This window comes from Streptomyces sp. NPDC091682 (genome assembly GCF_044756625.1).
GTDB lineage: Bacteria > Actinomycetota > Actinomycetes > Streptomycetales > Streptomycetaceae > Streptomyces.
The window spans coordinates 419,868-431,811 of record NZ_JBIVTH010000002.1 but is presented as its reverse complement, the minus strand read 5'-3'; the positions used below and the strand labels follow the sequence as shown (position 1 = coordinate 431,811).

Below are 11,944 nucleotides of genomic sequence, written 5' to 3'. Positions count from 1 at the left end.
CAGTGCTCAGAACCTCTCCGGGTACACGAGGGCGAGGACGAGGTAACCGAGCAGAGAGACGGCCACGACGAGGCCGACGACGTTTTCGACAGTCACAGCTTGGTCACCCCCCGGGCGATGAGAGCCACTAGCGCGAACACCGCGACCATGGTGACGACGAAGGCCAGATCGGCCATCGTGAGCTCCTGAGTGAAGAGGGAAGAAATGAATCAGCCAGTTGGCTGATGACGAGACAACCGTGTCTTCACCCGGGTGTTAAGACGCTTTGACGCGGTCCATACGAGGACACGGGAACCCTTAACGCCGCCCTGACGGTGCATGCTGCCCGCAGGGCATCAGGCCTGGTGGGGCAGGCCCGTCGTGTCCAGGGCGGTGCCGGCTTGCGCGGCCAGCGCGACGGCCACCAGACGGGCCTCTTCGGGCGGCAGGGGCCAGCCGGGGTGCGCGTCGAGGAGGAAGCGGCCGTAGTAGTGGCCGCCGCCGATGGCCCGCAGTTCGGTGTCGCCCTCCGGCCACACTGCGTACTCGGTGATCCGCATGCCGCGGCGCAGCCAGACGCTGCCGTCGTGCTCAAGCCGAGGCAGGTGCCCCATCAGGGTTCCGTACTCGAAGCGGCAGCCGCGCAGCCCCAGCAGACCCACCAGTTCCCTGCGCACGTACTCGACCACCGCCTCCGGCGAGCCGCCGTCCTCGGCGAGGCGAGCGGTGCCCTGGAGGCTCGACAGGTGCGCCGTGTCCGCGACCACGACCGCCTGGAGCCGGCGGGTACGGACCGCCAGCTGGGAGACGATCAGTCCCACGACGAGCAGGAGGACAGCCGTCTGGATCTCGTCGCCGTCTGCGATGGCGAACCGCTGGTAGGGCCTGGTGAGGAAGAAATCGAACCAGGCCGCCGCCGAAAGAGCGGCCAGCGCGCCGGCCGCCCGCGTGCCCAGGGCGGCGACCGCGACCACCACGACGACCATGATCAGGGCCTCGTTCGTCGCCGAAAGATCGCTGCGGAAGGGCACGAGCGCGAGCGCGACGAGGAAGGGGGCCACGAGGGCCGCGACCAGCGCGAGGGGGTCGTGGAGCCGGTGGAGGTAGCCGGACATGTGAAGCCTCCCGTCCGGACGAGCCGATCGTGATGAAGGGCGCGCCTCAGAACTTCTCGGGCTTGATCAGTGCGACCACGAGATGGCCCAGCAGCGCGAGGGCGATGAGCAGGCCGACCACGTTCTCCGCGTCCATGGAACTTTCTCCTGTCGTCGCAGTCGGGCGCTCTCGCCCAGATCAAGCCTGCCCCTCCGTAGCGCCGGCGCAACGCGTGGCACCGCCTCTTGACGTACCTCATACGCCGCTCTCACCTGCGCGTATGAAACGCGTGAAGAGTGGCGGGACGGACGTATGAAATACGCCAAGAGGGGTGGTCGCCCACCCGTGCGGCTTCGACGCTGTCCTCACTTTGCTCATTCGGAGGGACCGGCGACATGGCCATGCACGTAGGAAAACCGACCACGGTCGCTCAGGAGCCGGGCCCGGAGGAGCCGCCCGACACCAGCGCCACCGGATCCGGATCCGGATCCGGATCCGGATCCGGATCCGGATCCGGATCCGGATCCGGGGCCGGGGCCGGAGACCGCCACAAGTTGACGGCTCTCCAGGGGCTCGCCGCCCTGTCGCTCGACGCGATGGCGTCCGTCGCGTACGGCCCCGAATCGATCGTGCTGGTGCTGGCGGCGGCCGGCGCGTACGGGTTGGGGTTCACCCTTCCCGTCACGCTCGCCATCGCGGCGCTCCTGGCGGTCCTGGTGGCCTCGTACCGGCAGGTGATCGCCGCGTTCCCGGACGGCGGCGGCTCCTACGCCGTGGCCAGGCGGCACCTGGGCCGGCGTACGAGCCTGGTCGCCGCGGCCTCGCTGATCCTGGACTACGTGCTGAACGTGGCGGTGTCGGTCACCGCCGGTGTCGCCGCCCTGACCTCGGCCTTCCCGTCGCTGCACGGCGAGCGCGTCTGGATCTGCCTCGCCGTCCTGGTCCTGGTCACCGCCGTGAACCTCCGGGGGGTCGTCGATTCCGCCAAGGCCTTCCTCATCCCGACCGCGCTCTTCGTCGGGTCGATCCTCGCGATGATCACCGTCGGTCTCTTCCGCGACGGCCCCGTCAGTACCGCCTCCGCGGCCGGGCACGCCTCCGCGCTCGGGGAAGGAGCCACCGCGGTCGGTGCCCTCCTGCTGCTGAAGGCCTTCGCCGCCGGCTGTTCGGCGCTGACGGGCGTCGAGGCCGTCGCCAACGCCGTACCGTCCTTCCGCGCCCCGGCCGCCCGCCGCGCCCAGCGCACCGAGGTCGCCCTCGGCGCGCTCCTGGGCGTGATGCTGATCGGCCTGTCGATCCTCATCGGCCGCTTCCACCTCCAGCCCGTCGAGGGCGTGACCGTCCTCGCCCAGCTCGCCGACGCCTCCTTCGGCCACAACGCCGCCTTCTACGTCGTCCAGTTCGCCACCATGGTGCTGCTCGCGCTCGCCGCGAACACCTCCTTCGGCGGACTCCCGGTGCTGATGAGCCTGCTGGCCCGGCACAACCACCTGCCGCACGTCTTCGCCCTCAAGGCCGACCGCCAGGTCCACCGGCACGGCGTGGTCTGGCTGGCCCTCGTATCCGCCGCCCTGCTCGTGTTCTCCGGCGGCGACACCAACACCCTCGTCCCGCTCTTCGCGATCGGCGTCTTCGTCGGCTTCACCATCTGCCAGGTCGGCATGGTCCGGCACTGGTACGGCGAGCGCCCCAAGGGCTGGCGGACCAAGGCCGCCCTCAACGGCTTCGGCGCGCTCCTGACCGGGGTTTCCGCGGTGGTGGTCACCGCGACCAAGTTCACCGAAGGCGCCTGGCTGATCGTCCTCGCCCTGCCGCTGATCGTCCTGGTCTTCGAGAAGATCCACCGGGCCTACGCCGAGATCGGCGAACGACTCGAACTGGGCCGCGTCCCGCAGCCGCCGCACCGGTCACGCTCGCTCGTCGTCGTACCCGTCTCCGGTCTGTCCCGCCTGACCTGCCAGGCCCTCACCGCCGCCCGCTCCCTCGGCGACGAGGTCCTCGCCGTCACCGTCACCCACCCCACGGCCGAGGACCGGCGGACCACCGAAGCCCTGCGCCGCGACTGGGAGTTGTGGAAGCCCGGCGTCGAACTGATCGAACTCTCCTCGGAAACCCGCTCGCTGGGCCGCCCGGTCTCGGCGTACGTGCGCAAGCTCGCCCAGACCCACCCGGACGCTCAGGTCACCGTCCTCATCCCGGAGACCGAACCCGCGCACCTGTGGCAGCGGCTGCTCCAGAACCAGCGCGGCTCCGTCGTCGCCCACGCCGTCCGCCGCGACACCGACGCCGTCATCTGCCGCCTGCGCTTCCGCATCGCGGCGCAAGCCGGGACGACGGTGCTTGACGCCCCCTTCACGGGGTCCTGACGCCCTCGATCCGCCCGCCGTTAAGGGGGCACAAATTACCTGTGCAGGAAGACTGTTGAAGGCCGCGGGCCCGGTAAGTTCCTGCCCGTTCCACCGCCGGGGATCCCAACGTCGCACGACGAGCCGGAGGGGGTCCCACAAGGGACGGATCCCCGGCGGTGCATCCATCGTTCTTCCGGCCGTGCCGATTCGACCCGAAGGTCTCGCCATGCCTCCCGCTGCCACCCGGCAGACACCTGCCGTTCCGTCCCCGTCGCAGGCTCCGGTCAACCGGCCGCCCAGACGGCGTCCGGGCCGAGGGCCCCTACTGGAGTCGATCCGGCCGGCGGCCTCCTTCCGCGAGGCCTTACTCAAACTCGAACCCCGCGAGCTGATCCGAAAGCCCGTGCTGTTCGTGGTCGCGGTCGGCTCCGTGCTCACCACGCTGTCGGCGCTCATCCACCCGTCCGTCTTCACCTGGGTGATCAGCGGCTGGCTCTGGCTGACGGTGATCTTCGCCAACTTCGCCGAGGCCGTCGCCGAGGGGCGCGGCCGGGCCCAGGCCGACTCGCTGCGCAAGGCGCGTACGGACACCGTCGCGCTGCGGCTGCGGCACTGGACGTACGGCACGAACCTGCGGCACGCCGAGACGGAGGCCGTCGCTCCGAGCGAGCTGCAGCCCCTGGACGTCGTGCTGGTGGAGGCGGGGGAGCTGATCCCGGCCGACGGTGACGTCATCGACGGCGCCGCGGCCGTCGACGAATCCGCCGTCACCGGCGAATCCGCGCCGGTGATTCGAGAAGCCGGCGGCGATCGCAGCGGGGTCACGGGCGGTACGACGGTGCTGTCGGACTCGATCGTCGTACGCGTCAGCTCCCGCCCGGGGCACAGCTTCATGGACCGCATGATCGCCCTGGTCGAAGGCGCGTCCCGGCAGAAGACCCCGAACGAGATCGCGCTCAACATCCTGCTGGCCGCGCTCACCGTCACCTTCGTCCTGGTCGTCGTCTCGCTCCAGCCGATGGCCGCCTACGCGGGCGCCGCCCAGACCACCACCGTCCTGGTGGCCCTCCTCGTCACGCTCATCCCCACGACCATCGGTGCGCTGCTCTCCGCGATCGGCATCGCGGGCATGGACCGCCTCGTCCAGCGCAACGTCGTCGCGATGAGCGGACGTGCGGTCGAGGCCGCCGGTGACGTGAACACCCTGCTCCTCGACAAGACCGGCACCATCACGCACGGGAACCGGGAGGCGGCCGCCTTCATCCCGCTCCCCGGAACCGACCACATCAAGCTGGCGGAAGCGGCCCAGTTGGCCTCGCTGGCCGACGAGACCCCCGAAGGCCGGTCCGTCACGGTCCTGGCCCAGCAGTACGGGCTCCAGCCGGTCACCCAAGAGGACCTGAGCAACCCCCGGTTCACCGAGTTCAGCGCCCGCACCAGGATGAGCGGAATCAACCTCAGCTGGCCGAACGGGGCCGGCTGCGCCATCCGCAAGGGCGCCGTGGCCCAGGTGTCCGAATGGGTGGCGCTCCGCGGCGGGACCGTACCGCCGGAAGCCGCCGCGTGGTCGGCCGGCGTGTCCGACTCCGGCGGTACCCCGCTGCTCGTCGCGGTCCACGACTGGGACGGGCTGCGGATCCTCGGCATCATCCACCTCAAGGACGTCGTCAAGGACGGCATTCGCGAACGCTTCGAAGAGCTGCGGAGCATGGGGATCCGTACCGTCATGGTGACCGGCGACAACGAGCGCACGGCCCGCGCCATCGCGCAGGAGGCCGGCGTCGACGAGTACCTGGCCGAGGCCACCCCGGAGGACAAGATGGCCCTCATCAAGCGGGAGCAGGCCGGCGGCAAGCTCGTCGCCATGACCGGTGACGGCACGAACGACGCACCGGCCCTGGCCCAGGCCGACGTCGGCGTGGCCATGAACACGGGCACCTCCGCCGCCAAGGAGGCCGGGAACATGGTGGACCTGGACTCCAACCCCACCAAGCTCATCGACATCGTGGAGATCGGCAAGCAGCTGCTCATCACCCGCGGAGCCCTGACGACCTTCTCGATCACGAACGACGTCGCCAAGTACTTCGCGATCATCCCGGCCATGTTCACCGCGGCCTACCCGGGACTGGAAGCGCTCAACATCATGGGCCTGCACAGCCCGTTGTCCGCCATCACCTCGGCGATCATCTTCAACGCGCTGATCATCATCGCGTTGATCCCGCTCGCCCTGCGCGGCGTCCGCTACAAACCGGCCTCGGCACACGACCTGCTGCGCCGCAACCTCGCCGTCTACGGCCTCGGCGGCCTGATCCTGCCGTTCATCGGCATCAAGGCCATCGACCTCGTCGTCTCCACGATCCCCGGGCTCGGCTGAAGTCCGCCAAGACCGCATCAGAGGGTCGTCAGGGAGCTTGAGCCGTACGCCGCGGACCAGTTGGATGGACGACGTGTACATCGGTCAGCTCCATGACGACCGGCCGCCGCATCCGCCGCATCCGCCGCATCCGGTGCCGCCGGGCCTGCGCCCTGTTCGCCGCCGTCGGCGCAACGCACGCTGACCTGCCGGCAAGAGGCCCCGGCCCTGCCGCGGCCCACCGCGCGACTGCGAGCGCGGCCCACCCCCGTACTCGATACGGAACCACACCTCACCGCACGGCGGCGCCCCGACCTCGTCGGGGACCCGCCGTCGTGCCTGTCCACTGGAACCCCTCATGTCTTCGTTCCTGTCCGGCCGGACCATCATGGTCACCGGTGCCACCTCCGGCATCGGCTACGAAACCGCCCGCCTGCTCGCGGAGTCCGGTGCCACCGTGCTCCTCCACGGCCGCACCGCGGAGGAGGCCCGGGCCGCCGTGAAGCGACTCCTCGCCACCGCCGACGTCGACGCGGAACTCCTGCGCCCGTGTGCGGCGGACTTCTCGCGGCTCGACGAGGTCGAGCGGCTCGCCGGCCGGGTCATCACCGGGCATCCGTACCTCGACGTGCTGGTCAACAACGCCGTCGCCGCCCCGGAGCGGCACACGCTCACCCCCGACGGCAACGAGCTCTCGTTCCAGGTCAACTTCCTCGCCCACTACCTGCTGACGCACCTGCTCGAGCCGGCGCTCACGACCGCCCCGGGCGGACGCGTCGTGAACAAGCGCGCCGACCAGCTCGTCGGACACTCCGTCTGACGGGGTCCGCGCACCAGCCAACCCCGGCCGCAAGGCCGGCCGGCGCCGACGCTCACCGGCGCCGGATCCCCGCGGGGGCGGCCCACCGCCCCGGGCCGCCCCCGCCCCTCTCCCCCCTTCGACCTAGGCGGCGTCCGTCGTGATCGAGCTCCTTCCCTCCCGTCTCCCCGCTCTGGCCCGCTGGTTCCCCGGCGGGGCCCCTGGCGTCGCGGCTCTGCCCGAGCACGTCATCGCCACCGGTGGCGGCCGCTGGTGGGCGGACCGTGTCGTGGACCCGAGGGCGCTCGCGGTCTCCAGCGGGGACCATCTCCTGCTGCGCGGTGACCCGGGCTCTCTCGCACCCGATGCCCTCGCACGGTTCGCGGGCAGCTACATCGAGGCCCCGGCCCGCTTCCTATCCGTCCTCGGCGGCGTGTTCCAGAAGGTCGATCCGTGGGAGCGCATGGTCTACGTGCACCAGGCGCCCGCCATGGCAGCCCGCCCGGCTCCCGGCATCACGGTGCGCCGGCCGGCCCCCGAGGACACGCCGGCCGTCGTCGCACTCGGTCCCGGGGCGGCCTGGATCCACAAGACCTGGGGCGGCCCCGAGCAGCTCGCGTCCTCCGGGCTCTGCTGGGGCGCCTTCCACCGGGGCCGCGCCCTCTCCCTGGCCTGCACCTACTTCCTCGGCAGCCGGTACGAGGACGTAGCGGCCCTCGCCGACCCCGGCCACCGCCGGCAACACCTCGCCCTCGCCTGCGTCACCGCCCTGTGCCAGGACATCGCCGCCCGCGGCCGCACGCCGAGCTGGACCTGCTCGCGCGACAACCGCCCCAGCCGCCTCCTGGCCTGGTCGGCCGGCTTCCGCCTGACCCGCGAGGACGTCCACTACGCGACGGGCCCCGCCCGCCGGCAGGCCTACCAGGGGGCGCGGGCGGCCCGACCTCGCCCGGTCTTCGCCGGTTTCTCCGCAGGGACGGCACGGGGGAGGGGCCGCTCAGTACGATGCGGCGGGCGGACCCGGTAGGGGCAGCGCGGGCCCGGTCCGGATGACCGGGCGGAAGCGAGGGGCCTTGAACGTCGCTGGCATGCACATCGGCGGCCGGTACCGGCTGGAAGCCCTGCTCGGACGCGGTGGGATGGGCGAGGTGTGGCGGGCCCACGATCCCCGGCTCGATCGCAAGGTCGCGATCAAGTTCCTTCCCCCGGACTTGGCCGACGGCCACGTCGTGGACCGGTTCCACCGCGAGGCCCGGGTCACGGCGCGGCTCCAGCATCCGGGCATCACGCAGGTCTTCGACAGCGGCGCACAGGACGGACGGCTCCACCTGGTCATGGAGCTGCTGGACGGTCGCGATCTGGGCTCGGTACTGCAGGACGGGAAGTCCGGGCTGCCCGTGCGCCGGGCGGTGGACCTGGCCGCGCAGGTCGCCGAGGCGCTCTCGTACGCGCACCGGGCGGACATCGTCCACCGGGACATCAAGCCCGCCAACCTCATGCTGGTGGACGGCGGCCGGGTGAAGGTGTGCGACTTCGGGATCGCGGGCTTCGTCCATGCGGACTCCGGGCTGACCCGTGAGGGCAGCCTGATGGGAACGCCCGACTACATGGCGCCGGAACAGTGCCGGGGCCTGCGGGTCGACGGCCGGGCCGACCTGTACGCCCTCGGCTGCGTCCTGTTCGCCCTTCTCACCGGGAGGCCGCCCTTCACGACACACGGAGACTTCCGGGTCGTGATGATGGATCACATCCACACCCCACCCCCGCGGCTGGCCTCCCTGCGGCCGGGCGTGCCCGTCGAGCTCGACCGGCTCGTCTCGGTCCTGCTCGCGAAGGAGCCCGCTGACCGTCCGGCCTACGCCGGGGTCGTGGCCGACCGGCTCAGAGACCTCGCCCCTCGGCGTGCCGGGGTGCCGCTGTCCGCGCCCCGACAGGGCCCTACGTCCGCTTCCACCTCTCGACCGGATCCCAGGTACGCGTACGCCGGCCGCCCGGCGCCGGCTCCTCGCACCGCAGGTTTCACGATGGAGGCGGACTACAACGAGGTGCTCCACCCGGAGGCGACCGAGGCCAACGCGATCGTGACGGTGACGGGTACGGGCGCAGCACCCGACGACACGGCGGCCGCTGCGCCCCGCGCCCTGGTCTTCCTGCTCGGGCTTTCCGACGAACTCTGCGAAGCGGACTTCCGCGCCGTCCGGGCCGCGGTCGGTGCTGCCGTCGACAGCCTGGACGAGGATGCTGCCTTCGCCGTCGTGGCGGGATCGGACCATGCCCGGATGCTCTACCCCGACACCATGCGCCTGGTCCGGGCGACCGCAGAGGCCAGGGCCGAGGCGCGCGTCGCGCTGGCCGGGCTGGAGCCGATCGCGGTGGCTGCCTTCGGCAGGTGGCTACGGCTCGCCGACCGGCTCCTGGCCGGTCACGGCGAGGCGGTGCGCGCGGCGGTCCTCCTCACGGACCTGACGGCCACGGCCGAGAGTCCGGAAGAGCTGTCGGCCGTGCTCGCCTCGTGCGCGGGCCGCTTCACCTGCCACGCCCGCGGAATCGGCACCGACTGGGAGGTGGCGCAGGTCAGAGCGATCACCACGGCGCTGTCCGGCACGATGGACATCGTCATGGATCCCTCGGCGCCCGCCTCGGGCCTCACCGGAGAACTGATCTCGCTCGTCGCCCGGACCCGCCGGGCGTTCGCCCGTACCCTCGCCCTGCGGATCGCGCTGCCGGGAGGCTGCCGCGTCCGGTTCGTCAAGCAGCTCACGCCGACCGTGGACGATCTCACCGGCCGCGGGTACCAGCTCGGCCCCGGTGTGACCGAGTACCCCATCGACGTTCCGGACGACGACTCGTGCGACTACCACCTGCTGTTCGACCTGCCGCCCGGCCGTCACGGGGACGAGGACGTCGCCCAGCTGAGCATCGTCCTGCTTCCTCCGGCCGGTGACGGACAGACCCTCGTCGGGGTGCCGGTCATCGCAAACCGGAGACCCTGAAGACCGTCTCGGCCGTTTCGCGGTCGATGCGCGCCGCCAGCCGGCGCAGGGCGGTCGCTCCGCACAGCAGGGTGCCGCTCTGGAGGGAAGTGTGGGTGTCCGTGTCGACACGCTGCCACATGGCGGGGTTGCGGACCGAATGGTCCCGGGGCCCGCATGCCCGGCCCGTGCATCGGTCGCGGACCGAGTGTTGCGTCGTCCCATGGGGACGACATTAGGCCTGGTCGGGGCAGTTGCCGCGAGCCCTGATGGACTGCTGACGCTGCGGCGACGGCATCTTGACGGGGCTGGCCTGCGGCCGCAGGGGTTCGGAACTAGGAATTCCGTATGAGGGTCGTCAAGGTCGCGGCCTTCCCCGTATGGACGTTGTCAAGGTACGCCGTTGCGGTCGGGGAACCGCTGTTTCATCGAGGGAGCGTTCCCTCCGAACACTGCTCCATGCCGCCGGACCGGCGTTGACCGAGCCGTGGCTGCTGGGCGCGGGCGGCCACATGCGGGCCGGTCCCGGCTCGCTCCGCACATGACGTACGACAGGAAGGCGGCACGCCGATGACCCGGGTGCTGGTGGTGGATGACGAACCGCAGCTGGTGCGGTCCCTGGTCATCAGTCTGAAGGCACGCCAGTACGACGTGGCCTCCGCGCAGGACGGCGGAACGGCTCTGGAGGCCGCCGCGGGACGCCATCCGGACGTGGTCCTGCTCGACCTGGGCCTGCCGGACATGGACGGGATCGACGTGATCGAGCAGCTGCGCGCATCGTCGCAGGTGCCCATCCTCGTGGTGTCCGCCCGCCACGGCTCCGAGCAGAAGATCCGGGCCCTGGACGCGGGCGCCGACGACTACATCACCAAGCCCTTCAGTATGGACGAGCTGCTGGCCAGGCTGGGCGCCGTCGCTCGTCGCGCGCTGCCCCAGGACCCGGTCGCCGCGGACGAAGCGGTCGTGGAGACGGACGAGTTCACCGTCGACCTGCTCGCGAAGAGGGCGAGGCGCCAGGGGAAGAACATCAGGCTCACGCCGACGGAATGGCACGTGCTGGAGGTCCTGATCCGCGACAAGGGCCGGCTCGTCAGCCAGCGACGGCTGCTCCAGGAGGTGTGGGGCTCCTCCCGGGGCTCGCAGACCAACTACCTGCGCGTGTACATGGCCCACCTGCGGCGGAAGCTGCAAGCGGACCCGTCCCACCCGCGCCACCTGATCACGGTCTCCGGCCTGGGGTACCGCTTCGACGCATGAGTACGGCGAAGGTGCCCGGTGTATCGCAGGGGCGAGCCGTCACGGCAGCGCAGGAGCCGCAGACCATCGATCATGCGCAGCAGGAGCACTCGGGGCGGCAACCGCAGGTGCCGACCTCGGCCTCCGACGGGGTGGCAACGGCGGCTGACGGCGCGCAGCAGCCCCTGCCCTGCCAGGCGTCGCGGCCTTCCTTGACCGCGATCGCGGCGATGACGAGGGCGGCGATGGGGTCGGCCCACGACCAGCCCAGGGTGGCATTGAGGACCAGGCCGACCAGGAGTACGGCGGACAAGTAGGTGCACAACAGCGTCTGCTTGGAGTCGGCAACCGCGCTGGCGGAGCCGAGTTCGCGGCCGGCCCTGCGCTGGGCGGCGGACAGGAAGGGCATCACGGCCAGGGACACGGCGGCGATGACGATGCCAGGGACGGAGCGTTCGGCCTCTCCGCTGCCGGCCAGGGCGCGGACGGCATCGATGCCGACGTAGGCGGCGAGCGCGAAGAACGACACCGCGATGATCCGCAGCGTTCGCTTCTCCCGGGCCTCGCGCACGGCATGGTCGCGGGCGGAGAACTTCCAGGCGACCGCTGCGGCCGAGGAGACCTCGATGACGGAGTCCAGGCCGAAGCCGATCAGCGCGGTGGAAGAGGCGATCGTCCCGGCCGTGATGGCGACGATCGCCTCGATGACGTTGTAGGTGATGGTCGCCGCGACCAGCAGTCGTATTCGGCGGGTCAGTGCGTCGCGGCGGGCCGGGGCCGGTCCTGTGCCGAGGGGTATCTCGGCGGTCATCTCAGCAGCAGCCCTTCTCGTCCGCGTCCGCACAGGTCTTGTCGGCGGCGACGGCGACCACGGCGGTGCGCAGGTCGTCCAGCGCGTGCCCGAGGCGTTCGTCGGCGAGCTCGTAGCGGGTGCGCCGGCCCACCGGCACCGCGACGACCAGGCCGCAGTCGCGCAGGCACGCCAGGTGGTTCGACAGTCGGGTCCGGGAGATCTCCAGGGTGTCGGCGAGATCGGCGGGGTGGGCCGGGGCCTCGCGCAGGGCGAGGAGGATCCGGCAGCGGATCGGGTCGGCGAGGGCGCGGCCGAACCGCGCCAGCACCTCGATGTCGGCAGCGAGGGTCAGCACACCCATGAAAGTAC

The 11,944-nt window shown here is 71.3% G+C and carries 11 protein-coding genes and 1 pseudogene; 6 read left to right on the top strand and 6 right to left on the bottom strand.

Going from position 1 to position 11,944, the window contains the following annotated elements:
• Window positions 1-6: 6 nt before the first annotated feature.
• From kdpF (ACIQK6_RS06305) to kdpF (ACIQK6_RS06295), 3 genes are all read right to left on the bottom strand, one after another.
• Window positions 7-96, bottom strand: a complete 90-nt coding sequence (kdpF, locus tag ACIQK6_RS06305; protein WP_037860493.1) for a K(+)-transporting ATPase subunit F — start codon at window positions 94-96, stop codon at window positions 7-9.
• A gap of 239 nt (window positions 97-335) precedes the next feature.
• Window positions 336-1,094, bottom strand: a complete 759-nt coding sequence (locus ACIQK6_RS06300) for a DUF4118 domain-containing protein (protein WP_329096180.1) — start codon at window positions 1,092-1,094, stop codon at window positions 336-338.
• Between the two features lie 46 nt (window positions 1,095-1,140).
• The gene (gene kdpF / locus ACIQK6_RS06295; protein WP_329096178.1) at window positions 1,141-1,230 is read right to left on the bottom strand and encodes a K(+)-transporting ATPase subunit F; all 90 of its coding nucleotides are present in this window, start codon (window positions 1,228-1,230) and stop codon (window positions 1,141-1,143) included.
• A gap of 239 nt (window positions 1,231-1,469) precedes the next feature.
• Here kdpF (ACIQK6_RS06295) and ACIQK6_RS06290 point away from each other — a divergent pair, with 239 nt between their 5' ends.
• The 5 genes and pseudogenes from ACIQK6_RS06290 to ACIQK6_RS06270 all read left to right on the top strand — a co-directional run bounded on the left by ACIQK6_RS06290 (window position 1,470) and on the right by ACIQK6_RS06270 (window position 9,567).
• Window positions 1,470-3,440: an APC family permease gene (locus ACIQK6_RS06290; protein WP_402694421.1), complete on the top strand. Its 1,971-nt coding sequence runs from the start codon at window positions 1,470-1,472 to the stop codon at window positions 3,438-3,440.
• Between the two features lie 208 nt (window positions 3,441-3,648).
• Entirely contained in the window at window positions 3,649-5,796 is a 2,148-nt protein-coding gene (kdpB, locus tag ACIQK6_RS06285) for a potassium-transporting ATPase subunit KdpB (RefSeq protein WP_329096174.1), read from the top strand.
• A gap of 337 nt (window positions 5,797-6,133) precedes the next feature.
• A pseudogene (locus tag ACIQK6_RS06280) lies at window positions 6,134-6,559 on the top strand (SDR family NAD(P)-dependent oxidoreductase); the annotation flags it as partial.
• Between the two features lie 175 nt (window positions 6,560-6,734).
• Window positions 6,735-7,601, top strand: coding sequence for a GNAT family N-acetyltransferase (locus ACIQK6_RS06275; RefSeq protein ID WP_329096172.1), 867 nt, complete (start codon window positions 6,735-6,737; stop codon window positions 7,599-7,601).
• Window positions 7,602-7,662: 61 nt separating this feature from the next.
• On the top strand, window positions 7,663-9,567 hold the full coding sequence (locus tag ACIQK6_RS06270) for a serine/threonine-protein kinase (protein ID WP_402694420.1): 1,905 nt from the start codon (window positions 7,663-7,665) through the stop codon (window positions 9,565-9,567).
• On the opposite strand, the gene ACIQK6_RS06265 is transcribed toward ACIQK6_RS06270, so the two are convergent.
• The gene (locus ACIQK6_RS06265) at window positions 9,545-9,688 is read right to left on the bottom strand and encodes a hypothetical protein (RefSeq protein WP_329096168.1); all 144 of its coding nucleotides are present in this window, start codon (window positions 9,686-9,688) and stop codon (window positions 9,545-9,547) included. The genes ACIQK6_RS06270 and ACIQK6_RS06265 overlap by 23 nt on opposite strands.
• A 428-nt stretch (window positions 9,689-10,116) precedes the next feature.
• On the opposite strand from ACIQK6_RS06265, the gene ACIQK6_RS06260 reads away from it, so the two are divergent.
• Entirely contained in the window at window positions 10,117-10,803 is a 687-nt protein-coding gene (locus ACIQK6_RS06260) for a response regulator (RefSeq protein ID WP_402694419.1), read from the top strand.
• A 70-nt stretch (window positions 10,804-10,873) separates the two neighbouring features.
• Here ACIQK6_RS06260 and ACIQK6_RS06255 read toward each other — a convergent pair whose 3' ends face one another.
• The gene (locus ACIQK6_RS06255; RefSeq protein WP_402694418.1) at window positions 10,874-11,593 is read right to left on the bottom strand and encodes a cation transporter; all 720 of its coding nucleotides are present in this window, start codon (window positions 11,591-11,593) and stop codon (window positions 10,874-10,876) included.
• Window position 11,594: 1 nt separating this feature from the next.
• Entirely contained in the window at window positions 11,595-11,930 is a 336-nt protein-coding gene (locus tag ACIQK6_RS06250) for a metalloregulator ArsR/SmtB family transcription factor (RefSeq protein ID WP_326709596.1), read from the bottom strand.
• Window positions 11,931-11,944: the final 14 nt, after the last annotated feature.

What these genes read in the sequence shown, in the direction of transcription:
- ACIQK6_RS06300 (WP_329096180.1), bottom strand. Translation starts at nt 1,094, where the DNA reads ATGTCCGGCTACCTCCACCGGCTCCACGACCCCCTCGCGCTGGTCGCG.
- ACIQK6_RS06290 (WP_402694421.1), top strand. Translation starts at nt 1,470, where the DNA reads ATGGCCATGCACGTAGGAAAACCGACCACGGTCGCTCAGGAGCCGGGC.
- ACIQK6_RS06260 (WP_402694419.1), top strand. Translation starts at nt 10,117, where the DNA reads ATGACCCGGGTGCTGGTGGTGGATGACGAACCGCAGCTGGTGCGGTCC.
- kdpB (WP_329096174.1), top strand. Translation starts at nt 3,649, where the DNA reads ATGCCTCCCGCTGCCACCCGGCAGACACCTGCCGTTCCGTCCCCGTCG.
- kdpF (WP_329096178.1), bottom strand. Translation starts at nt 1,230, where the DNA reads ATGGACGCGGAGAACGTGGTCGGCCTGCTCATCGCCCTCGCGCTGCTG.
- ACIQK6_RS06255 (WP_402694418.1), bottom strand. Translation starts at nt 11,593, where the DNA reads ATGACCGCCGAGATACCCCTCGGCACAGGACCGGCCCCGGCCCGCCGC.
- ACIQK6_RS06270 (WP_402694420.1), top strand. Translation starts at nt 7,663, where the DNA reads ATGCACATCGGCGGCCGGTACCGGCTGGAAGCCCTGCTCGGACGCGGT.
- ACIQK6_RS06265 (WP_329096168.1), bottom strand. Translation starts at nt 9,688, where the DNA reads ATGTGGCAGCGTGTCGACACGGACACCCACACTTCCCTCCAGAGCGGC.